The following is a 20,519-nucleotide window of genomic DNA, read 5'->3' as shown; positions in this document are numbered from 1 at the left end:
GCCCTGCTACCACCCCCTGGAGCCTTATGCCACGCTGCTTTTGGTGTTCTGAAGATCCGCTGTACATGGCATATCACGATCAGGAGTGGGGAACGCCGCTGCGCGATGCGCAGGGTTTGTTCGAGTTGCTTTTGCTCGAAGGGTTCCAGGCGGGCCTGTCCTGGATCACCGTTTTACGCAAACGCGAGCATTATCGAAAGGTGTTGTTCGGTTTCGATGCGCAACGGCTGGCGAAACTGACCGACGCTGAGATCGAAGCCTTGATGCTCGATCCGGGTATCGTGCGCAATCGCTTGAAGCTCAACGCCACCCGGCGCAATGCCGCTGCCTGGCTGGCCCTGGAAGACCCGGTGGGGTGGCTCTGGTCCTTCGTTGGCGGCGTGCCCAAGGTCAATCACTTCAAGGACCGCAGCGAAGTCCCGGCAATTACCCCCGAGGCCGAAGCCATGAGCAAGGCCCTGAAAAAGGCCGGGTTCACCTTTGTCGGGCCGACCATCTGCTATGCCTTCATGCAGGCCAGCGGCATGGTCATGGACCACACCCAGGACTGTGACCGTTACGCGCAGTTGGCCAACGCCGGTTAGAATGCCCGCTTTGCGCACCACACACGATCAGGAGTGACCTGTGGAAAAGTTTAAAGGCGCCTTGCTGGTAGGCGCTCTCCGGTTGTTTGCCCTGCTGCCCTGGCGCGCCGTTCAAGCCGTCGGCACGGCGATTGGCTGGATCATGTGGAAAACCCCCAACCGCTCTCGCGACACGGTGCGGATCAACCTCTCCAAGTGCTTCCCGGACATGGACCCGGCCGCTCGCGAGCGGCTGGTCGGCCAGAGCCTGATGGATATCGGCAAGTCCCTGACCGAAAGCGCCTGTGCCTGGATCTGGCCGGCCCAGCGCTCCATCGACCTGGTGCGCGAAGTCGAAGGCCTGGAAGTGCTGCACCAAGCCCTGGCGTCGGGCAAAGGCGTGGTGGGCATCACCAGCCACCTGGGCAACTGGGAAGTGCTCAATCACTTCTATTGCAACCAATGCAAACCGATCATTTTCTACCGCCCGCCGAAGCTCAAGGCGGTGGATGAACTCCTGCAAAAACAGCGGGTGCAACTGGGTAACCGTGTGGCGGCGTCGACCAAGGAAGGCATTCTCAGCGTGATCAAGGAAGTGCGCAAAGGCGGTCAGGTCGGCATCCCCGCCGACCCGGAGCCGGCCGAATCGGCAGGGATTTTCGTGCCGTTTTTCGCCACTCAGGCGCTGACCAGCAAGTTCGTGCCGAACATGCTCGCAGGCCACAAGGCTGTGGGTGTCTTCCTGCATGCGCTGCGGTTGCCGGATGGTTCAGGCTACAAAGTGATCCTGGAAGCGGCGCCGGAAGATATGTACAGCACCGACACTGCCACGTCCTGCGCGGCCATGAGCAAGGTGGTGGAGCGTTACGTCGGCGCGTACCCGAGCCAGTACATGTGGAGCATGAAGCGCTTCAAGAAGCGCCCGCCGGGCGAGGCGCGGTGGTACTAGGCCCCACTGGCTCAATACCCAAGCAAAACCCAATGTGGGAGGGGGCTTGCTCCCGATAGCGGTGGTTCAGCTAAGTAATTCTTGGCTGACACACTGCAATCGGGAGCAAGCCCCCTCCCACATTTCATTCCGGTCAGGGCTGACGGTCGAGTTTCTTCAGGAACACCGTCATCTCTTTCTCGGCCTGCTTGTCGCCATGGGCCTGGGCTGCTTCGATCCCTTTCTCCCACGCCAGCCGCGCCGCAGCGATATCACCCAATCCCGCCTGCGCCTTGCCCAGCAACTTCCACGCCGCCGAATACTTCGGGTCAAACTCGACGCACTTGCGTAAATGTTCGGCTGCCTTGGCGTTGTCCTTCAGGTCCAGGTAACCCTTGCCCAAGCCAAAGCGCAGCAGGGAATTATCGACACCCTTGGCGAGCATTTTCTCCAGGGATTCGAGCATGCCGGTGTACTCCTTTTGCGTCAGAAGAAGCTCAGCCCCACGTGGAACAACTTCTCCACATCGCGGATATGCTTTTTATCCACCAGGAACAAAATCACATGGTCGCCCGTGGCGATCACCGTGTCGTCGTGGGCGATGATCACTTCTTCATCACGAATGATCGCGCCGATGGTGGTGCCCGGTGGCAGGCCGATATCGCGGATGGCCTTGCCGATCACCTTGCTCGATTTCGCATCACCGTGGGCGATCGCCTCGATGGCCTCCGCCGCGCCCCGGCGCAGGGAGTGCACGCTGACGATATCGCCACGGCGCACGTGGGCGAGCAAGGTGCCAATGGTGGCCAACTGCGGGCTGATGGCGATGTCTATATCGCCCCCTTGAATCAGATCGACATAGGCCGGGTTGTTGATGATGGTCATCACCTTCTTCGCGCCCAGTCGCTTGGCCAGCAGGGAAGACATGATGTTGGCTTCGTCATCGTTGGTCAGGGCCAGGAAGATATCCGCGTCGGCAATGTTTTCTTCCATCAGCAGGTCGCGGTCCGAAGCGCTGCCTTGCAACACCACGGTACTGTCGAGCGTGTCGGACAAATACCGGCAACGTGTCGGGCTCATCTCGATGATCTTCACTTGGTAGCGGCTTTCAATCGCCTCCGCCAAGCGTTCGCCAATCTGTCCACCCCCTGCGATCACGATGCGTTTGTAGCTCTCGTCGAGCCGGCGCATTTCGCTCATCACTGCGCGAATATTCGCCTTGGCTGCGATGAAAAATACCTCGTCGTCAGCCTCGATCACCGTATCGCCCTGGGGCAGGATCGGCCGGTCGCGTCGGAAAATAGCCGCTACGCGGGTTTCCACATTCGGCATGTGTTCGCGCAACTGGCGCAGTTGCTGGCCGACCAGCGGGCCACCGTAGTAAGCCTTCACCGCCACCAATTGGGCCTTGCCTTCGGCGAAGTCGATCACCTGCAAGGCGCCGGGTATCTCGATCAGGCGCTTGATGTAGTGGGTCACCACCTGTTCCGGGCTGATCAGCACGTCCACCGGAATCGCGTCGTTGTCGAACAGCCCCGCACGGGTCAGGTAGGCCGCTTCACGCACGCGGGCGATCTTGGTCGGGGTGTGGAACAGGGTGTGGGCGACTTGGCAGGCAACCATGTTGGTTTCGTCACTGTTGGTCACGGCCACCAGCATATCGGCATCGTCGGCGCCGGCCTGGCGCAGCACCGTCGGGAATGACGCGCGGCCTTGCACAGTGCGGATGTCCAGGCGGTCGCCGAGGTTGCGCAGGCGTTCGCTGTCGGTGTCGACCACCGTGATGTCGTTGGCTTCGCTGGCCAAATGTTCGGCCAGCGTACCGCCAACCTGCCCTGCCCCAAGGATGATGATTTTCATCCGGTCACTCCCTTAAAACCATTCAGCCGCGTGCGGCGGCGATTTTGATCAGTTTGGCGTAGTAGAAACCATCGTGGCCGCCTTCCTGTGCGAGCAGTTGGCGGCCGTGGGGCTGCTTGATCCCGGCGGCCGTGGCGAGGTCCAGTTCGCGCGCGCCGCTGGTGCGGGCGAGGAAGGCCTGGATCACCTCGGTGTTTTCGGTGGGCAAGGTAGAGCAGGTGGCGTAGAGCAGGATGCCGCCGACTTCCAGGGTCGGCCACAAGGCGTCGAGCAGTTCGCCTTGCAGCACGGCCAGGGCCGCGATGTCGTCGGGCTGGCGGGTCAGCTTGATGTCCGGATGACGGCGGATGACGCCGGTGGCGGAACACGGCGCGTCCAGCAGGATACGTTGGAAGGGTTTGCCGTCCCACCAACTGGCGGTGTCGCGGCCGTCGGCCGCGATCAGGTCGGCGTTGAGGCCCAGGCGTGCGAGGTTTTCACGCACACGTACCAGGCGCTTGGCTTCCAGGTCGACCGCGACCACACCCGCCAGGTCCTTTTCGACTTCCAGGATGTGGCAGGTCTTGCCGCCCGGTGCGCAGCAAGCGTCGAGCACGCGTTGGCCGGGGGCCAGGTCGAGCAGGTCGGCGGCCAGTTGTGCGGCTTCGTCCTGCACGCTGATCCAGCCTTCGGCAAAGCCCGGCAGGCTGCGTACGTCGGTGGCGGCTTCCAGCACGATACCGTCGACGCTGTACACGCACGGTGTGGCGTTGATGCCGGCCGTGGTCAGCAATTGCAGGTAGGCATCACGGCTGTGATGACGGCGGTTGACCCGCAGGATCATCGGCGGGTGCGCATTGTTGGCGTCGCAAATGGCTTCCCATTGCTGCGGCCAGAAGGCTTTCAGGGCTTTTTGCAGCCAGCGGGGGTGAGCGGTGCGCACCACCGGGTCGTGCTCCAGCTCGGCCAGCAGCGCTTCGCTCTCGCGCTGGGCGCGGCGCAGTACGGCGTTGAGCAGGGCCTTGGCCCAGGGCTTTTTCAGCTTGTCGGCGCAACCGACGGTTTCACCGATGGCGGCATGGGCCGGCACGCGGGTATAGAGCAACTGATAGAGGCCGACCAGCAGCAGCGCCTCCACATCCGCATCGGCGGCCTTGAACGGCTTTTGCAGTAGCTTGGCCGCCAGTGCTGACAAGCGCGGCTGCCAGCGGGCGGTGCCAAATGCCAGGTCTTGGGTGAAACCGCGATCGCGGTCCTCAACCTTGTCCAGCTGAGTGGGCAGCGAACTGTTCAACGAAGCCTTGCCGTTGAGAACGGCGGCGAGGGCCTTGGCGGCGGCCAGACGCGGGTTCATTGGGCGACCGTCCCGAGAACCGTGCCGAGGGCAAATTTCTCACGACGGCTGTTGAACAAGTCGCTGAAATTCAGTGCTTTGCCGCCAGGCAATTGCAGACGGGTCAGGCACAGCGCCTGTTCACCGCAGGCCACCACCAGGCCGTCTTTGCTGGCCCCGATGATTTCGCCGGGAGCGCCTTTGCCATCGGCCAAGGTCGCGGCCAGTACTTTCAAGGCCTCGCCGTTGAGCGTGCTGTGGCAGATCGGCCACGGGTTGAAGGCGCGCACCAGGCGCTCCAGTTCCACGGCCGGGCGGCTCCAGTCGATACGCGCTTCGTCTTTATTCAGTTTGTGGGCGTAGGTGGCCAGGCTGTCATCCTGTACGTCGCCTGGCAGTGTGCCAGTTGCGAGGCCGGCGATAGCCTGGATCACCGCCGGCGGGCCCAGTTCGGCGAGACGGTCGTGCAGGCTGCCGCCCGTGTCTTCGCCCGTGATCGGGGTGGTGACCTTGAGCAGCATCGGGCCGGTATCCAGGCCCGCCTCCATGCGCATCACGGTCACCCCGCTTTCGTGGTCACCCGCCTCAACCGCCCGCTGGATGGGGGCTGCGCCGCGCCAGCGTGGCAGCAACGAGGCGTGACTGTTGATGCAACCCAGGCGCGGGATGTCGAGCACCACTTGTGGAAGGATCAAGCCATAGGCCACGACCACCAACAGGTCCGGCTGCAGTGCTGCCAGCTCGGCCTGAGCCTCGGCATTACGCAGGCTGGGTGGTTGCAGCACAGGGATGTTGTGCTCCAGCGCCAACTGCTTGACCGGGCTTGGCATCAGTTTTTGCCCGCGCCCGGCCGGACGATCCGGCTGGGTATACACCGCGACGATGTCATAAGGGCTGGCAAGCAGCGCCTTGAGGTGTTCGGCTGCGAATTCGGGAGTGCCGGCAAAAACAATGCGCAGTGGCTCGGTCATGGGAGTTCTCGGTTAAAAGCAGTCACAAAAGAAAAAGGCTTGCCGCAGCAAGCCTTTGGAAGATGGGCATCAAGCTTGCTGGCGATGCTTTTTTTCCAGCTTCTTCTTGATTCGGTCGCGCTTGAGCGTGGACAGGTAATCGACAAACAGCTTGCCGTTGAGGTGGTCGCACTCATGCTGGATGCATACCGCCAGCAGGCCATCGGCGATCAACTCGTAGGGCTTGCCATCACGGTCCAGGGCCTTGATCTTCACGCGTAGCGGGCGTTCGACGTTTTCGTAGAACTCCGGTACCGACAGGCAACCTTCCTGGTATTCGCCCATCTCTTCGGTCAGCGGTTCGAACTCGGGGTTGATGAACACCCGGGGTTCGCTGCGATCTTCCGACAGGTCCATGACCACGACGCGCTGATGCACGTTGACCTGGGTGGCGGCGAGGCCGATGCCCGGGGCTTCATACATTGTTTCAAACATGTCATCGACCAACTGACGAACCTTGTCGTCCACTACGGCCACCGGTTTGGCGATCGTGCGCAGGCGCGAGTCGGGGAATTCGAGGATGTTCAAAATAGCCATAAGCGTAATTGCTGCACATGTGAGGTAGAGGCAAATCGGCGTTGGGATGGACCCAGACAGCCGGTGTGAAACGCTCAAAAGCCGCACAGGCCATGGCATTTCACGCGAACGCACATAATAAAGGAGATTGACCCCATGAGGAAATCGCTACTCGTCTTGCTGCTGTGGGCCCCGTTCGCCACGGCCCTGCTGCCCCAGCCTGTACAGCGCCTGGATCAACCGACGCAACAGGCCATCCAGCGCTTCTTATTGCATAACCGCATTCTCGATACGCCCCAGGATCTGGACCGGGCGCCCTACATTGTTGCGGCTGAGGCGGGGCGGGTGTTGGGCGCCCATGGCGAGCGGGTGCATGCCCGCGGTGCTCTCGACCCGTCCCAGGCCAGCTATGGGATTTTCCGGCGCGGCAAAACCTACACCGACCCGCTCACTCAGGAACTGCTGGGCATCAATGCCGACGACATCGGCACCGCACGTTTTGTGACGGCCGGTGATCTCACTACCCTGGCCGTGCAGCGCGTGACCCAGGAAGTCCGCCCAGGCGACCGTCTGCTACGCGCTGAGCACCCCGTCGCGCCGGCAAGGCTGGAAGCTGGGGTATCCGCGCCTTTTATCGAAGGGCAAATCATTGATATCCCCAAGGGCGTCACTCAGATTGGCGTGCTGGACGCCGTCACCCTGAATAAAGGCCGGCGCGACGGCATGGTCGAAGGCCAATTGCTCACGGTGATCAAGAGCGGTTCCACTGTCCGCGACATCCTCACCGGCGCCCCGACGCCACTTCCTGACGAGCGTGCTGGCACCCTGCTGGTGTTTCGTACCTTTGAAAAACTCAGTTACGGCCTGGTTCTGAGTGCCTCGCGCTCACTGGCGGTGATGGACCGTTTCGTGACGGCCAATCCAACGCAATAAATAGCCTGCTAAATAAGTTACCAACAGAGTTATCCACAGCTTGTTCCGGTCAAGGATGATCAGATGTATCCGATAAACAGTGATGAAATTTCGCCTGCCGAACTGGAAGCCCGACTACGCTTGCACAGGCTGCCGGAACTGGGCCCCAAGCGTTTTCGCATTTTGATCGAAGCGTTCGGCGGCGCTTCAAAGGCCATCAGCGCCCCCGCCAGTGCCTGGCGTTCCCTTGGGTTGCCGGCCATCAGTGCCGAGGCTCGACGCAGCCCTGAAATCCGTGATGGCGCGAGTGCTGCCTTGGCCTGGCTAGCCCGCCCGGCCCAGCATTTACTGATGTGGGACCAGCCTGAGTATCCCGCGCTACTCGCCCAGATCGACGATGCCCCCCCGTTGCTGTTCGTTGCCGGTGACCCTGCGATCCTGGAAAAACCCCAGTTGGCGATGGTCGGCAGCCGTCGCGCTTCCCGTCCCGGCATGGACACGGCCGCCGCGTTTTCGCGCAGCCTGGCGAGTGCGGGCTTTGTTATCACCAGCGGCTTGGCGCTGGGCATAGACGGCGCGGCGCATCAGGCGGCATTGGAGGTTGGTGGCCAGACCATCGGCGTGCTGGGCACGGGCCTGGAAAATTTTTATCCACAGCGCCATCGAAAGCTCGCGGCGGCAATGATTGACCAAGGCAGTGCCGTAATTTCCGAGTTTCCGCTGGATGCGGCGCCGCAAGCGGGTAATTTTCCCCGGCGCAACCGGATCATCAGCGGCTTGTCGCTGGGCGTGTTGGTGGTTGAAGCCAGCATGGCCAGCGGCTCGCTCATTACCGCACGGCTGGCGGCCGAGCAAGGACGCGAGGTGTATGCGATCCCCGGCTCGATTCATCATCCGGGTGCCAAGGGGTGTCACCAGTTGATCCGCGATGGTGCGGTGTTGGTCGAAACCATCGAGCACATTCTGGAAGGTTTGCGCGGTTGGCAGGCCCTGTCCCGTCCTGCCCCCATGCCGGTCACCCATCCGCTGGTGGCGTTGCTGCATGCCGCGCCTTATACCAGCGAAGGCTTGGCGATTGCCAGCGGGCGGCCGTTATCCCAAGTGCTGGCGACGCTGACGGAGTTGGAGCTCGAAGGCCAAGTGATCTGCGAGAGTGGCCGCTGGCTCGCGCGCCCCTAGGTTTTGTAACGAAGATCGGTAAACTGCGCAGAGCTTTAGTCCGGAGAGTGAACAATGGTCAACAGGTGGCGTGTGCTGGAAGCCGCACGAGAAATTCGCGCAGGCGCGGTGATTGCCTATCCGACCGAGGCGGTCTGGGGCCTGGGCTGCGACCCGTGGAACGAAGAAGCGGTGGACCGGTTGCTGGCGATCAAGAACCGCTCGGTGGATAAGGGCCTGATCCTGGTGGCGGACAATATTCGCCAGTTCGATTTTCTCTTTGAAGATTTCCCGGATACCTGGATCGAACGCATGGCCAGTACCTGGCCGGGGCCGAATACCTGGCTGGTGCCCCACCAGGGCTTGCTGCCTGAATGGGTGACCGGTGTGCATGACACGGTGGCGGTACGGGTGAGTGACCATCCGCTGGTGCGGGATTTGTGCTCGCTGGTGGGGCCGTTGATTTCCACATCGGCCAACCCTCAGGGGCGCCCGGCGGCGCGCACGCGGCTGCGTGTAGAGCAATATTTCCGTGGCCAACTGGACGTGGTGCTGGGTGGCGCCCTGGGTGGGCGCAAGAACCCGAGCCTGATTCGTGATTTGGCGACGGGTGAGGTGGTGCGGCCGTCCTGAGGCCGAGGTGTGGCCATCGCGAGCAAGCCCGCTCCCACATTTTGATCGGATTCCAACTGAAGGAACGCGGTCAAGTGTGGGAGCGGGCTTGCTCGCGATAAGGCCCTCACAACCTCTACAGATCTATCGTCTTACGGCAACAGAATGGTCGACCCCGTCGTGCGCCGTCCCGACAACTCCGTTTGTGCTTTCGCCGCCTCAGCCAGCGAATAGCGCTGGTTGATATCAATGCGGACCTTGCCGCTCTTGATCATCGAGAACAAATCATCGGCCATTGCCTGCAGGTTCTCCGGGTTGTTGGCATAGGTCGCCAGTGTCGGACGGGTCACATACAGCGAACCCTTGGCCGCCAGGATCCCCAGGTTCACCCCATCGACCGCGCCCGACGCGTTACCGAAGCTCACCACCAACCCACGCGGTGCCACGCTGTCCAGTGAGGTCAGCCAGGTATCCTTGCCCACACCGTCGTATACCACCGGTACTTTCTTGCCGTCGGTCAATTCCAATACGCGCTGTGCGACGTTTTCCTTGCTGTAGTCGATGGTTTCCCAGGCGCCGAGGGATTTGGCCAGGGCGGCTTTTTCCGGCGAACTCACGGTACCGATCAGCTTGACGCCCAGGGCTTTGGCCCATTGGCAGGCCAGGGAGCCCACGCCCCCGGCCGCGGCGTGGAACAGAATGGTTTCGCCGCCTTTGAGTTCATAGGTCTGGCGCAGCAGGTATTGCACGGTCAGGCCCTTGAGCATGGCACCGGCAGCCTGTTCAAAGCTGATCTCGTCCGGCAGGTGCACCAGGTTGGCTGCGGGCAACACATGCAGTTGGCTGTAGGCGCCCAATGGGCCGCTGCCATACGCCACACGGTCGCCGACCTTGAATTGAGAGACTTCACTGCCGACCGCGTCGACCACCCCGGCACCTTCGGCGCCCAGTCCCGATGGTAACGCTGGCGGTGCATACAGGCCGCTGCGGAAATAGGTGTCGATGAAGTTCAGGCCGATGGCCTCATTACGCACGCGAACCTGTTGCGGGCCCGGCTCTGCGGGCGTGTAGTCGACATATTCAAGTACTTCGGGGCCGCCATGGGCGCTGAACTGGATACGTTTGGCCATCTGCACTTCTCCTTGAGATCGAATCGCGTGGCCTGCTATCGGACTCCTAAGCTTGATCTTCGTCAACTGCGGCGCACGTGGGTGCGGTGTTATCCTGTGCGCCCATTTGCCGCCGACGCCCGATGGCCTCGCGTAGCTTTGCCCGATTCAAGGTGATGCCATGACTACCCGCACTGAGGCTGTTAAAGCCTACCTGCTCGACCTGCAAGACCGCATTTGCAGCGCCCTGGAAACCTTCGAGACGGACACTCGCTTTATCGAAGACGCCTGGACCCGGCCTGCCGGCGGTGGCGGTCGCACCCGTGTGATTGCAGACGGTTCGGTCATTGAAAAAGGCGGCGTTAACTTTTCCCACGTGTTTGGCAGCGGCCTACCACCCTCTGCCAGTGCCCATCGCCCTGAGCTGGCCGGGCGCGGCTTTGAGGCGTTGGGGGTGTCGCTGGTGATCCATCCGCACAACCCGCATGTGCCGACGTCCCACGCCAATGTGCGCTTTTTCATTGCCGAAAAAGACGGTGAAGAGCCGGTATGGTGGTTCGGTGGCGGCTTCGACCTCACGCCTTACTATGGCAACGAAGAAGACTGCATCCACTGGCACCGCGTGGCCGAGCAGGCTTGTGCGCCGTTCGGCCCGCAGGTGTACTCGCGCTACAAAGCCTGGTGCGACACCTATTTTCATATCAAGCATCGCAACGAACCGCGCGGTATCGGCGGGCTGTTCTTCGATGACTTGAACGAATGGGACTTCGACACCTGTTTCGCCTTCATCCGCGCTATCGGCGATGCCTACATCGACGCTTACCTGCCGATCGTGCAGCGCCGCAAAGCCATGCCCTACACCGAGCAACAGCGCGAATTCCAGGAGTTCCGTCGCGGCCGCTACGTGGAATTCAACCTCGTCTACGACCGTGGCACATTGTTCGGCCTGCAGTCGGGTGGGCGTACCGAGTCGATCCTGATGTCGCTGCCGCCGCAAGTGCGCTGGAGCTATGACTGGAAAGCCGAAGCCGGCAGCGAAGAAGCGCGACTCACCGACTACTTCCTGCAAGACCGCGACTGGCTTGGCCTGATTGCGCCCAAGGCGGCTGTCTGATGGATCGGTATGTCGTATTCGGTAACCCCATCGGCCACAGTAAATCGCCGTTGATCCACCGTATGTTTGCCGGGCAGACCGGCGAGCAACTGGATTACAACACCTTGCTCGCACCGCTGGAGGATTTCTCCGGCTGTGCCCGTGAGTTCTTTGTGCAAGGACGGGGTGCCAACGTCACTGTGCCGTTCAAGGAAGAAGCCTACCGTCTGGCCGATACCTTGACCGAGCGCGCCCAACGCGCCGGTGCGGTGAACACCTTGAGCAAGTTGGCCGACGGCACCCTGTTGGGCGACAACACCGACGGCGCGGGTTTGGTGCGCGACCTGACGGTAAACGCCGGGTTGACGCTCAAAGGCGCGCGCATCCTGCTGCTGGGCGCCGGCGGTGCAGTCCGCGGGGCATTGGAGCCGTTGCTGGCGGAACAACCGGCCTCGTTGATCATCGCCAACCGTACGGTCGAAAAGGCCGAATTGCTCGCGGAGCTGTTCGACGATCTCGGCCCGGTATCCGCCAGCGGTTTCGACTGGCTGCGTGAGCCGGTAGACCTGATCATCAATGCCACGTCCGCCAGCCTGTCAGGCGATGTACCACCGATTGCCGGCAGCCTGATCGAACCCGGCAAGACCTTTTGCTACGACATGATGTACGCCAAGGAGCCGACCGCGTTCTGTCGCTGGGCCGCTGAACAAGGTGCAGCCGTGGCGATGGATGGCCTGGGCATGCTGGTGGAGCAGGCGGCGGAAGCGTTCTTCCTGTGGCGCGGTGTGCGCCCGGCTTCGGCACCGGTGCTGGCTGAACTACGCCGCCAACTCATCTAGCTCCAATCTGATGTGGCCCCCTCCCACATTGTTGACTGCGTTCAGTCTTCGAACTGGAGGGGGCAGTTGTCGGCCCCCTCCAGTTTCTTCAACTCCTCCACCACCTGCGGCCGGGCCCGGCGCAAGGTCAAGCTGCGTCCCAAGCCCCGCAATCGCCGTGCCTCCTGGTGCAGCATCTCCACGCCGGAATAGTCGATAAAGTTGATCTGCTGCGCCTCGATGACCACCCGCTGGCCATGCAGACTTTGCAGACGGACTTGCAGGTAATGGCTGGCGCCGAAGAAGATCGAGCCGCCTACCCGCAGCACATCTTCGTCGCCGTCACGCCACTGCTGGACGCGCGGTTGCGAGGTGCGCTTGAGGTAGAAAAACAGCGAGGCCAGCACCCCGGCATAAATCGCCGTTTGCAGCTCCAGCAGCAAGGTGGCGACGCAGGTCAGGCTCATCACCACAAACTCGGCCCGGCTCACCCGGAACAACGCACGAATGCCGCGATGGTCCACCAGGCCCCAGCAAATCAACAGAATGCTCGCGGCCATGCTCGGAATGGGGATGTGGGCGATCAATGCGGCGCCGAACAACGCGAACAGCGCCACCCACAGCGCGGAAAACACCCCCGCCAACGGCGAGCACGCGCCTGCTTCATAGCTGAGCCCGGAGCGAGTAAAGGAACCGGCTGACAAGTAGCCCGAGAAAAATCCACCAACAATGTTGGATAAACCCTGCGCGCGGACTTCCTGGTTGGCGTCGAGCAATTGCTGTGAACGGGCCGACAAAGAGCGGGCTATCGACAGGCTGGTCACCAGCCCCAGCATGCCCACCGCCACGGCACTGGGCAGCAGGCGCAGCAGCAGATCGAGGTCCATCGGTAGCGGGCTGAATGGCGGCAGCTTGCCAACAAACGAACTGACCCGCGCGACATGCCCGAACATCGCCGGCCACAGCCAGACGGCCAGGCTGCCGAGGGCCAGGGCGATCAACAGCGTTGGCCAGCGTGGCACCCAGTATTTGAGCAACGCGCCCACCAACAAGGTGCCCAGCCCCAGGGCCAGTGACGCCCCGTCCCACTCGCCGCCATGGTCGATCAGTGCCAGCAGGCTATTGATTGCCGTGGCCTGGCTCGGCAAATCCAGGCCCAGCAGATTGGGCAACTGGCCCAGGGCAATCACCACGGCGGCACCCAGCGTGAAGCCCAGTACCACCGAGTGAGAGACGAAATTCACCAGCGCGCCGAAGCGCAGCATGCCCAGCAGCCACTGGAAAACGCCGGCCAGGAATGTCAGCAGGAGGATCAAGGTGATGTAGTCCTGCGATCCGGGTATCGCCAAGGGGCTGATGCTGGCGTACAGCACGATGGAAATCGCCGCCGTAGGGCCGCAGATCAGGTGCCAGGAGGAGCCCCAGAGACAGGCGATCAGTACCGGGATGATTGCCGCGTACAGGCCGTATTCGGGCGGGAGACCGGCGATCAGTGCGTAGGCAATCGACTGTGGCAGGGCGAGGATTGCGCCGCTGAGGCCAACGACTGCATCTCGACCCATGCTGGCGCGGGTTTGGCGCGGGAGCCAGGCGAGAAAGGGAAAAAGTGTGTGGCGATTGGGCCGGGGCATGAAAGGCTCGGTCTGTAGGTTTGGCGCAGAATATCAGCAGACATCAATCCCGGTGGGAGGGAGCAAGTCGAATCGTCGCACCGCCCCTCCCACACTTGGATTGCGTCGGATGTCAGAGCCTGGCTTTGACAGCCGGCAGGGCCTCTTGGCCATCCGTGGTCTTCACGCCGTCGAGCCACTTGTCCAACACCGCGGGATTCGCCTTGATCCACGCCTTCGCCGCATCGGCATTGCTGACCTTGTTGTTGGCGACCTCGGCCATGATGCTGTTCTCCATCTCCTGGGTGAAACTCAGGTTGGTCAGCAGCTTCCCGACATTCGGGCAGGCCTGTGCGTAACCCTTGCGGGTCAAGGTATACACGCTGCCGGTGTCACCAAAATACTTCTCGCCGCCCTTGAGGTAGTGCATTTTCAATTGCACGTTCATCGGGTGGGGCGTCCAGCCGAGGAAGGTGACGAATTTCTGTTTTTTGACCGAGCGTGACACCTCGGCGAGCATCGCCTGTTCGCTGGACTCGATCAGCTTCCATTGGCCCAGATCAAAGTCGTTCTTCTTGATGATCTCCTGCAACGAGATATTCGCCGGCGCGCCGGAGCCGATGCCGTAGATCTTCTTGTCGAACTTGTCGGCAAACTTGTTCAGGTCGTTGAAGTCATGCACGCCGGCGTCCCACACGTAGTCCGGTACCGCGAGGGTGAACTCGGTGCCGTCGAGGTTTTTCGCCAGTTGCACCACATCGCCATTGGCCACGAATTTGTCATAGAAGCCCTGTTGTGCCGGCATCCAGTTACCCAGGAACACATCCACCTGGCCATCCTTGAGCCCGCCAAACGTGATCGGCACCGCCAGGGTGTCGACCTTGGGTTTGTAGCCCATGCCTGTCAGTAGAAAACCGGTGATGGCATTGGTGGCGGCGATATCGCTCCAGCCGGGATCAGCCATTTTCACCGTTTCACAACTGGTGTCTGCGTACACATTGGCGCTGGCGAGCGCCAGGATACCCAGTACTACCGTTAGCTTTTGCATGGCCTTCCCTCTGTGTCTTTATTGGTTTTGGCAGGGTTGTGGATAACGTGCCTTGCGCTCCAGGTCGTCGAGGTCGATATGGTTGCGCATGTACTGCTGACTGGCGTCTACCAGTGGCTGGTGATCCCAGCTCTTCAGCTTGCCCTGGGTCAGGGCTTCAAACACCAGGCGACGGCGGCGTTGGCTGGCGAGCACCTGTTGGTGGATCGCCGGGATGTCCCATTTGGCTCGCGCCTCGCTCAAGAACGCCTCGAACCGTGAGCGGTGCTCCGGCGACTGGCTGAGGTTCTCCCGCTCGTGCGGGTCGTTGTGCACATCGAACAGCAGACAAGGGTCGTCTTCGCTGTAGATGAATTTGTAGGCGCCACGGCGGATCATCATCAGCGGGCTGATGGTGCCTTCGGCCATGTATTCGCCGAACACTTCGTCGTGCCCGCCCTGCCCTTGCAAATGCGGCACCAGCGAGCGGCCGTCCAGCGGCAGGCGTGGATCCAGCTCGCCGCCGGCCAGTTCCACCAGGGTCGGCAGCAGGTCGGCGGTGGACACCGCGTGGGCCACGCGGCCGGCGGCGAATTGCCCCGGTGCCCAGACCAGCAACGGTACGCGGGCGGCCATTTCAAACCAATGCATTTTGTACCAGAGGCCGCGCTCGCCGAGCATGTCGCCGTGGTCGCCGGAGAAGATGATGATCGTATCCTCGGCCAGGCCGGTGTCTTCCAGGGTCTGCAAGAGCTTGCCGACATTGCTGTCGATATAGCTGCAAGCACCGAAATAAGCACGCCGCGCATCGCGGATCTTATCCACAGGCAGCGGCTTGTCCCACAGGTCATAGACCTTGAGCAGGCGCTGGGAGTGCGGGTCGAGATCGGCCTGGGGCGGGGTCGTCGGCAAAGGGATCTGGCTATCGTCGTACAGCTCCCAGAACGGCTTGGGAATGGTGTACGGGTCGTGCGGGTGAGTCATCGATACCGTCAGGCAGAACGGCTGATCGCCGTCCTCACGGATATGGTCAAACAGGTATTGCTGGGCTTTGAACACCACCTCTTCGTCGAAGTCGAGCTGGTTGGTGCGCACACACGGACCGGCTTGCAGTACCGAGGACATGTTGTGGTACCAGCTGGGGCGCACGTTCGGCTCATCCCAGTTCACCGCCCAGCCGTAGTCGGCGGGGTAGATGTCGCTGGTCAGGCGCTCCTCGTAGCCATGCAACTGGTCGGGGCCACAGAAATGCATCTTGCCCGACAGCGCGGTGCGGTAGCCGAGGCGGCGCAGGTAGTGGGCATACGTCGGTACATCGGCGGGGAAATCCGCCGCGTTATCGTAGGCGCCGATCTTGCTCGGCAGTTGGCCGCTGACCAAGGTGAAGCGCGATGGTGCACACAGCGGGCTGTTGCAATAGGCGGCGTCGAACACCACGCCCTGTGCGGCAAGGCGGCTCAGGTTCGGCAGCTTGATCGGGGACGGTGCGTAGAACGGCAACAGTGGCGCGGCCATTTGATCGGCCATGATGAAAAGAATGTTCTTGCGCTTCATGGGGCTTCGGCATTCCATAGGCGGTGTTTATGCGAATGAGCATGCAGCCCATGAAAAACTGGGTAAAGCCCATGAAATACAATGTCTAGGATAAGTACAGCTAATGTATGAAGCCCTCGGTGATCTATCCCTCGACCTGTTGCGCGTGTTCGAAGCGGCGGCGCGACATCGCAGCTTCACGGCGGCCGCCATGGAGTTGGGCACCACTCAACCGGCCATCAGCCAGCAGATCAAGCGGCTCGAAGAACAGCTGTCGATTCGCCTGTTTGATCGCATCTACCGTGGCATCGAATTGACCGACGCGGGTGCCCTGCTGTTCGAGCATGCCCAGGGTGGCTTGCAGGCCATCAACCAAGGTCTGAGCGCGATCACCCAGCAGGGCCAGCATGAAGTGCTGCAAGTGGCCACCGACTTCGCATTCGCCGCTTACTGGCTGATGCCGCGCCTGCACCGCTTCCACCAGGCCAACCCGCAGGTCGATGTCAGCCTGGTCACCAGCGAACGTAACCACGCCACCTTGCGCAGTGATATCGATGTGGCGGTGCTGTTCGGCGACGGGCGTTTCAAGCAGGGCGACAGCTTGTGGCTGTTCAACGAAGAAGTGTTCCCGGTGTGTAGCCCGCAGTGGCTCAAGGAGCAGACCACAGCGCTGACCCTGGCGAATTTGCAGGATTTTCCCCTGCTGCACCTGCGTCAGGAGAACAACAGCCAGTGGTTCGACTGGAGCGGTGTGTTTCGCGAGTTAGGGATCACCACGGCACCCACGCCCGGCCAGTTGCGTTTCGACAACTACACACTGCTGATCCAGGCGGCGATTGCCGGTCAGGGTGTAGCCATCGGCTGGCGCCACCTGGTGGATAACCTGTTGCAGCAGAACTGGCTGTGCCGGCCGATCAGCGACACGGTGATCTCGCGTTTCGGTTATTACGTCGTGCAGCCCCAGCGCAAACGCCGGGGGCAGTTGATCGAGCGCTTTGTCGATTGGCTGCTGGCGGAGCAGGCCAGCAGCGCGCAGTCCCTGACCGGGCTGGCCCTGCCGTCGATTGCGGTCTAGGATCGGCGCACAGTGGACGCGGATTTCATCATGCAACGTATCAAGGGCTATCACGCCCATATTTACTTCGACGCCAGTACGATCGAGCAGGCGCGCACCCTGTGCGAAGACGCGGCCAAGCTGTTCCCGTTACGCATGGGTCGAGTGCACGAACGGCCGGTGGGCCCGCACCCGGACTGGAGCTGCCAATTGGCTTTCGAGCCGGAGTACATCGGTGTGGTGCTGCCGTGGTTGGCCTTGCACCGCGAGGGTCTGGTGGTGTTCCTGCACCCCGAAACCGGCGATGACCTGAAGGATCACACCGACTATGCGATCTGGATGGGGGCGATGCGCGAACTGGACTTGTCGGCTTTTTAACTTCCCCTATCAGATAACGTCTTGTTCCACTCCCCGCAAAAAGCGCAAACGGAGTAGGATTTATCTCGTCTTGTCTCACTATATGGGATTGATATTTATATATTGAGATGTGCGCAAGCATAGGTTTATATTCGCCCATCAGCTTTTTTCATCACCACTCATTCAGGTGAAGCGATGCAGGCGCAATTGATCGCGCTCGATTGGGGCACCAGTTCCCTTCGTGCTTATAAACTCGGCCCCGCAGGCGTGGTGCTGGAGCAGCGCTCGCTGGCGTGGGGCATCATGCATTTGCCCAGCGAGCCCCGGGATATCGCGGGTGTGTACTGCCGTGATGGTTTTGAATTGGCATTCGATGCGGCGTGTGGTGACTGGCTCGATGCCCGGCCCGACCTGCCCGTGATCGCCTGCGGCATGGTCGGCAGCGCCCAGGGCTGGAGCGAGGCGGCCTATCGCAATACGCCAGTGGACGTTGCCAGCCTCGGCAATGCTCTGCATCGGGTACGCAGCTTGCGTGGAATCGACGTGCATATCGTCCCCGGCGTGATTGAGCAGGTCGGTCTGCCCAATGTGATGCGTGGCGAAGAAACCCAGGTACTGGGCGTGCTGCAGGGTCTAGGCGCCGATGTTTTGATCGGCCTGCCCGGCAGCCATTCCAAATGGGTCGAGGTGGTCGAGGGGCGTATCACCCACTTCGACACCTTCATGACCGGCGAGCTGTTCGCGGTGTTGAGCAAACACAGCCTGCTTGGGCGTACCCAGCAAATATCCGAATACTTCCAGGCCGACGCTTTTGATCGGGGCGTGCAGGTGGCGCTCTCCAAAGATGGCCAACGCGGTGTGCTGTCGACGTTGTTCAGTGCGCGCACGCTCGGGCTGACCGGCGAATTGGCGCCCGAACAACAGCCTGACTACCTGTCCGGCTTGCTCATCGGTCATGAACTGGCCGGCCTGCCGGTCGGCGCCAAACACCAACCCATCATCCTGGTCGGCGCCGCCGCCCTCTGCGCCCGCTACCAACGCGCCCTCGCCCTGTGCGGCTTCGATCACGTCAGCCTGGCGCAGGAAGCCACCGAGCGTGGCCTGTGGCAACTGGCGGTGGCCGCCGGGCTCACTCAACCTGCATTGGAGACCTGACATGCTCAAGCAAGCGCTCGCCCGCAACGGTTTGATCGCAATCCTGCGTGGCGTACGACCGGACGAAGCCCTGGCGATCGGCCAGGTGCTGTACCAGGCGGGGTTTCGTGTCATCGAAGTGCCGCTGAATTCGCCCGACCCCTACACCAGCATCCGCACGCTGCGCGATGGCCTGCCTGCCGATTGCCTGATCGGCGCGGGCACGGTGTTGACCCCGGAGCAGGTCGAGCAAGTGAAAGCCGCCGGTGGCCAGGTCATCGTGATGCCCCACAGCGATGCCAAGGTCTTGCGCGCAGCGAAAGCGGCGGGCCTGTTCCTGTCGCCCGGTGTGGCCACGCCGACCGAAGCATTTGCCGCCCTGGCCGAAGGCGCCGACGTGTTGAAGTTGTTCCCGGCCGAGCAAATGGGCCCGTCGGTGATCAAGGCGTGGCTGGCGGTCTTGCCGGCGGGCACGTTGCTGCTGCCGGTGGGCGGCATTACCCCGGACAACATGCAGGTGTTCATCGATGCCGGCGCCAAAGGGTTCGGCCTGGGTTCCGGGTTGTTCAAGCCGGGTATGACGGTGGATCAGGTCGCGAGCCGCGCCCAGGCGTATGTCGCCGCCTGGAACAGCCTGAGCTGACTCCAAGTTCCGCGCCCACGGGCGCTGCATCTATAAGAGAGATAACAGATGAAAATCACCAAACTGACGACCTTCATCGTTCCGCCGCGCTGGTGCTTCCTCAAGGTCGAAACCGACCAGGGCGTGACCGGCTGGGGCGAGCCTGTGGTTGAAGGCCGCGCCCATACCGTGGCGGCGGCCGTCGAAGAACTGTCCGACTACCTGATCGGAAAAGACCCGCGCAATATCGAAGACATCTGGACCGTGCTCTATCGCGGCGGTTTCTACCGTGGCGGCGCGGTGCACATGAGTGCCCTGGCCGGTATCGACCAGGCGTTGTGGGACATCAAGGGCAAGGCCCTCGGCGTGTCCGTCAGCGACCTGCTCGGTGGCCAGGTGCGCGACAAGATCCGCGTGTATTCATGGATCGGTGGCGACCGCCCGGCCGATACCGCCCGTGCCGCCAAAGAGGCGGTGGCGCGTGGCTTTACCGCAGTGAAAATGAACGGCACCGAGGAGTTGCAGTTCGTCGACAGCTTCGAAAAAGTCGACCTGGCCTTGGCCAACGTTGCCGCTGTGCGGGATGCGGTCGGCCCTAACGTGGGCATTGGCGTCGACTTCCATGGCCGCGTGCACAAGCCCATGGCCAAGGTGCTGATGAAGGAACTGGACCCGTACAAACTGATGTTCATCGAAGAGCCGGTGCTCAGTGAAAACTACGAAGCGCTCAAGGAACTGGCACCGCTGACCAGCACCCCGATTGCGCTGGGCGAGCGCCTGTTCTCGCGCTGGGACTTCAAGCGTGTGCTCAGCGAAGGCTATGTCGACATCATCCAGCCGGATGCGTCCCACGCCGGAGGCATCACCGAAACCCGCAAGATCGCCAACATGGCCGAAGCCTACGACGTGGCCCTTGCCCTGCACTGCCCGCTGGGCCCGATTGCCCTGGCGGCGTGCCTGCAACTGGACGCTGCGTGCTACAACGCGTTTATCCAGGAGCAAAGCCTGGGCATTCACTACAACGAGAGCAATGACCTGCTCGACTACGTGCGCGACCCGGGCGTGTTCGACTATGACCAGGGCTTCGTGAAGATCCCCAACGGGCCGGGCCTGGGCATCGAGATCAACGAGGAATATGTGGTCGAACGCGCGGCTATCGGCCATCGCTGGCGCAACCCGATCTGGCGCCATGCCGACGGCAGCTTTGCCGAGTGGTGACTTCCAGCTAAATGTGGGAGGGGGCTTGCTCCCGATGGCGGTGAGTCAGTCAGCACATCTGAATCTGATGCGC

Annotated in this window: 21 protein-coding genes; 12 read left to right on the top strand and 9 right to left on the bottom strand. The window is 61.9% G+C overall.

Annotated elements, in window-relative coordinates; genetic code table 11:
- Window positions 1–26: 26 nt before the first annotated feature.
- Both ACQRBT_RS09125 and ACQRBT_RS09120 read left to right on the top strand, forming a co-directional pair.
- Window positions 27–584, top strand: a complete 558-nt coding sequence (locus tag ACQRBT_RS09125) for a DNA-3-methyladenine glycosylase I (RefSeq protein ID WP_161548522.1) — start codon at window positions 27–29, stop codon at window positions 582–584.
- A 40-nt stretch (window positions 585–624) separates the two neighbouring features.
- Entirely contained in the window at window positions 625–1,512 is an 888-nt protein-coding gene (locus ACQRBT_RS09120; protein WP_060756553.1) for a lysophospholipid acyltransferase, read from the top strand.
- A gap of 133 nt (window positions 1,513–1,645) precedes the next feature.
- Here ACQRBT_RS09120 and ACQRBT_RS09115 read toward each other — a convergent pair whose 3' ends face one another.
- From ACQRBT_RS09115 to def, 5 genes are all read right to left on the bottom strand, one after another.
- The gene (locus tag ACQRBT_RS09115) at window positions 1,646–1,957 is read right to left on the bottom strand and encodes a hypothetical protein (protein WP_412046254.1); all 312 of its coding nucleotides are present in this window, start codon (window positions 1,955–1,957) and stop codon (window positions 1,646–1,648) included.
- A 20-nt stretch (window positions 1,958–1,977) separates the two neighbouring features.
- Window positions 1,978–3,351 (bottom strand): Trk system potassium transporter TrkA, encoded by a 1,374-nt coding sequence (trkA, locus tag ACQRBT_RS09110; RefSeq protein ID WP_060756551.1) that lies wholly within the window; start codon window positions 3,349–3,351, stop codon window positions 1,978–1,980.
- 22 nt (window positions 3,352–3,373) lie between these two features.
- Window positions 3,374–4,684 (bottom strand): 16S rRNA (cytosine(967)-C(5))-methyltransferase RsmB, encoded by a 1,311-nt coding sequence (gene rsmB, locus ACQRBT_RS09105; protein WP_412046255.1) that lies wholly within the window; start codon window positions 4,682–4,684, stop codon window positions 3,374–3,376.
- Window positions 4,681–5,634 carry a methionyl-tRNA formyltransferase gene (gene fmt / locus ACQRBT_RS09100; RefSeq protein WP_104995087.1) on the bottom strand — a complete coding sequence of 318 codons (954 nt, stop codon included), beginning with the start codon at window positions 5,632–5,634 and terminating at the stop codon, window positions 4,681–4,683. The genes rsmB and fmt overlap by 4 nt, the downstream gene beginning before the upstream one ends.
- Before the next feature lie 69 nt (window positions 5,635–5,703).
- Entirely contained in the window at window positions 5,704–6,210 is a 507-nt protein-coding gene (def, locus tag ACQRBT_RS09095) for a peptide deformylase (protein ID WP_016970668.1), read from the bottom strand.
- A gap of 135 nt (window positions 6,211–6,345) precedes the next feature.
- Here def and ACQRBT_RS09090 point away from each other — a divergent pair, with 135 nt between their 5' ends.
- From ACQRBT_RS09090 to ACQRBT_RS09080, 3 genes are all read left to right on the top strand, one after another.
- Entirely contained in the window at window positions 6,346–7,122 is a 777-nt protein-coding gene (locus ACQRBT_RS09090; protein ID WP_412046256.1) for a peptidoglycan-binding protein, read from the top strand.
- Between the two features lie 63 nt (window positions 7,123–7,185).
- Window positions 7,186–8,280 (top strand): DNA-processing protein DprA, encoded by a 1,095-nt coding sequence (dprA, locus tag ACQRBT_RS09085; protein WP_412046257.1) that lies wholly within the window; start codon window positions 7,186–7,188, stop codon window positions 8,278–8,280.
- Between the two features lie 54 nt (window positions 8,281–8,334).
- Window positions 8,335–8,892, top strand: coding sequence for an L-threonylcarbamoyladenylate synthase (locus ACQRBT_RS09080; RefSeq protein ID WP_060756546.1), 558 nt, complete (start codon window positions 8,335–8,337; stop codon window positions 8,890–8,892).
- A gap of 131 nt (window positions 8,893–9,023) precedes the next feature.
- Here the strand turns inward: ACQRBT_RS09080 and ACQRBT_RS09075 are convergent, their stop codons facing one another.
- Window positions 9,024–10,001, bottom strand: coding sequence for a quinone oxidoreductase family protein (locus ACQRBT_RS09075; RefSeq protein ID WP_060756545.1), 978 nt, complete (start codon window positions 9,999–10,001; stop codon window positions 9,024–9,026).
- Window positions 10,002–10,161: 160 nt separating this feature from the next.
- Between ACQRBT_RS09075 and hemF the strand changes: the two genes are divergently transcribed.
- Together hemF and aroE are read left to right on the top strand one after the other, a co-directional pair.
- Entirely contained in the window at window positions 10,162–11,094 is a 933-nt protein-coding gene (hemF, locus tag ACQRBT_RS09070; protein ID WP_060756544.1) for an oxygen-dependent coproporphyrinogen oxidase, read from the top strand.
- Window positions 11,094–11,912 carry a shikimate dehydrogenase gene (gene aroE / locus ACQRBT_RS09065; RefSeq protein ID WP_060756543.1) on the top strand — a complete coding sequence of 273 codons (819 nt, stop codon included), beginning with the start codon at window positions 11,094–11,096 and terminating at the stop codon, window positions 11,910–11,912. The genes hemF and aroE overlap by 1 nt, the downstream gene beginning before the upstream one ends.
- A 41-nt stretch (window positions 11,913–11,953) precedes the next feature.
- Here the strand turns inward: aroE and ACQRBT_RS09060 are convergent, their stop codons facing one another.
- The 3 genes from ACQRBT_RS09060 to betC form a co-directional block, all read right to left on the bottom strand.
- Window positions 11,954–13,522, bottom strand: coding sequence for a SulP family inorganic anion transporter (locus tag ACQRBT_RS09060; protein WP_412046258.1), 1,569 nt, complete (start codon window positions 13,520–13,522; stop codon window positions 11,954–11,956).
- Between the two features lie 112 nt (window positions 13,523–13,634).
- Window positions 13,635–14,549, bottom strand: coding sequence for a choline ABC transporter substrate-binding protein (gene choX, locus ACQRBT_RS09055; protein ID WP_411984857.1), 915 nt, complete (start codon window positions 14,547–14,549; stop codon window positions 13,635–13,637).
- 18 nt (window positions 14,550–14,567) lie between these two features.
- A complete protein-coding gene (gene betC / locus ACQRBT_RS09050; protein WP_411984856.1) occupies window positions 14,568–16,082 on the bottom strand; it encodes a choline-sulfatase in 1,515 nt (504 codons plus the stop codon).
- A 103-nt stretch (window positions 16,083–16,185) separates the two neighbouring features.
- Between betC and ACQRBT_RS09045 the strand changes: the two genes are divergently transcribed.
- The 5 genes from ACQRBT_RS09045 to dgoD all read left to right on the top strand — a co-directional run bounded on the left by ACQRBT_RS09045 (window position 16,186) and on the right by dgoD (window position 20,446).
- Window positions 16,186–17,136: a choline sulfate utilization transcriptional regulator gene (locus ACQRBT_RS09045; protein ID WP_060756539.1), complete on the top strand. Its 951-nt coding sequence runs from the start codon at window positions 16,186–16,188 to the stop codon at window positions 17,134–17,136.
- A gap of 30 nt (window positions 17,137–17,166) precedes the next feature.
- Window positions 17,167–17,493 carry a DOPA 4,5-dioxygenase family protein gene (locus ACQRBT_RS09040; RefSeq protein WP_060756682.1) on the top strand — a complete coding sequence of 109 codons (327 nt, stop codon included), beginning with the start codon at window positions 17,167–17,169 and terminating at the stop codon, window positions 17,491–17,493.
- Window positions 17,494–17,667: 174 nt separating this feature from the next.
- A complete protein-coding gene (locus ACQRBT_RS09035) occupies window positions 17,668–18,627 on the top strand; it encodes a 2-dehydro-3-deoxygalactonokinase (RefSeq protein ID WP_205344265.1) in 960 nt (319 codons plus the stop codon).
- A 1-nt stretch (window position 18,628) separates the two neighbouring features.
- Window positions 18,629–19,249 (top strand): 2-dehydro-3-deoxy-6-phosphogalactonate aldolase, encoded by a 621-nt coding sequence (locus tag ACQRBT_RS09030; RefSeq protein ID WP_090367764.1) that lies wholly within the window; start codon window positions 18,629–18,631, stop codon window positions 19,247–19,249.
- A 48-nt stretch (window positions 19,250–19,297) separates the two neighbouring features.
- A complete protein-coding gene (gene dgoD, locus ACQRBT_RS09025; protein ID WP_104995095.1) occupies window positions 19,298–20,446 on the top strand; it encodes a galactonate dehydratase in 1,149 nt (382 codons plus the stop codon).
- Window positions 20,447–20,519: the final 73 nt, after the last annotated feature.

Source organism: Pseudomonas sp. R19M, assembly GCF_050312585.1.
Classification (GTDB): domain Bacteria; phylum Pseudomonadota; class Gammaproteobacteria; order Pseudomonadales; family Pseudomonadaceae; genus Aquipseudomonas; species Aquipseudomonas palleroniana.
This window is presented reverse-complemented; position numbering and strand designations above follow the sequence as displayed.

Bases quoted from the DNA above. Each gene is read 5' to 3' on its own strand.
- ACQRBT_RS09125 (WP_161548522.1), top strand. From the start codon at position 27: ATGCCACGCTGCTTTTGGTGTTCTGAAGATCCGCTGTACATGGCATAT.
- ACQRBT_RS09115 (WP_412046254.1), bottom strand. From the start codon at position 1,957: ATGCTCGAATCCCTGGAGAAAATGCTCGCCAAGGGTGTCGATAATTCC.
- trkA (WP_060756551.1), bottom strand. From the start codon at position 3,351: ATGAAAATCATCATCCTTGGGGCAGGGCAGGTTGGCGGTACGCTGGCC.
- rsmB (WP_412046255.1), bottom strand. From the start codon at position 4,684: ATGAACCCGCGTCTGGCCGCCGCCAAGGCCCTCGCCGCCGTTCTCAAC.
- fmt (WP_104995087.1), bottom strand. From the start codon at position 5,634: ATGACCGAGCCACTGCGCATTGTTTTTGCCGGCACTCCCGAATTCGCA.
- def (WP_016970668.1), bottom strand. From the start codon at position 6,210: ATGGCTATTTTGAACATCCTCGAATTCCCCGACTCGCGCCTGCGCACG.
- ACQRBT_RS09090 (WP_412046256.1), top strand. From the start codon at position 6,346: ATGAGGAAATCGCTACTCGTCTTGCTGCTGTGGGCCCCGTTCGCCACG.
- dprA (WP_412046257.1), top strand. From the start codon at position 7,186: ATGTATCCGATAAACAGTGATGAAATTTCGCCTGCCGAACTGGAAGCC.
- ACQRBT_RS09080 (WP_060756546.1), top strand. From the start codon at position 8,335: ATGGTCAACAGGTGGCGTGTGCTGGAAGCCGCACGAGAAATTCGCGCA.
- ACQRBT_RS09075 (WP_060756545.1), bottom strand. From the start codon at position 10,001: ATGGCCAAACGTATCCAGTTCAGCGCCCATGGCGGCCCCGAAGTACTT.
- hemF (WP_060756544.1), top strand. From the start codon at position 10,162: ATGACTACCCGCACTGAGGCTGTTAAAGCCTACCTGCTCGACCTGCAA.
- aroE (WP_060756543.1), top strand. From the start codon at position 11,094: ATGGATCGGTATGTCGTATTCGGTAACCCCATCGGCCACAGTAAATCG.
- ACQRBT_RS09060 (WP_412046258.1), bottom strand. From the start codon at position 13,522: ATGCCCCGGCCCAATCGCCACACACTTTTTCCCTTTCTCGCCTGGCTC.
- choX (WP_411984857.1), bottom strand. From the start codon at position 14,549: ATGCAAAAGCTAACGGTAGTACTGGGTATCCTGGCGCTCGCCAGCGCC.
- betC (WP_411984856.1), bottom strand. From the start codon at position 16,082: ATGAAGCGCAAGAACATTCTTTTCATCATGGCCGATCAAATGGCCGCG.
- ACQRBT_RS09045 (WP_060756539.1), top strand. From the start codon at position 16,186: ATGTATGAAGCCCTCGGTGATCTATCCCTCGACCTGTTGCGCGTGTTC.
- ACQRBT_RS09040 (WP_060756682.1), top strand. From the start codon at position 17,167: ATGCAACGTATCAAGGGCTATCACGCCCATATTTACTTCGACGCCAGT.
- ACQRBT_RS09035 (WP_205344265.1), top strand. From the start codon at position 17,668: ATGCAGGCGCAATTGATCGCGCTCGATTGGGGCACCAGTTCCCTTCGT.
- ACQRBT_RS09030 (WP_090367764.1), top strand. From the start codon at position 18,629: ATGCTCAAGCAAGCGCTCGCCCGCAACGGTTTGATCGCAATCCTGCGT.
- dgoD (WP_104995095.1), top strand. From the start codon at position 19,298: ATGAAAATCACCAAACTGACGACCTTCATCGTTCCGCCGCGCTGGTGC.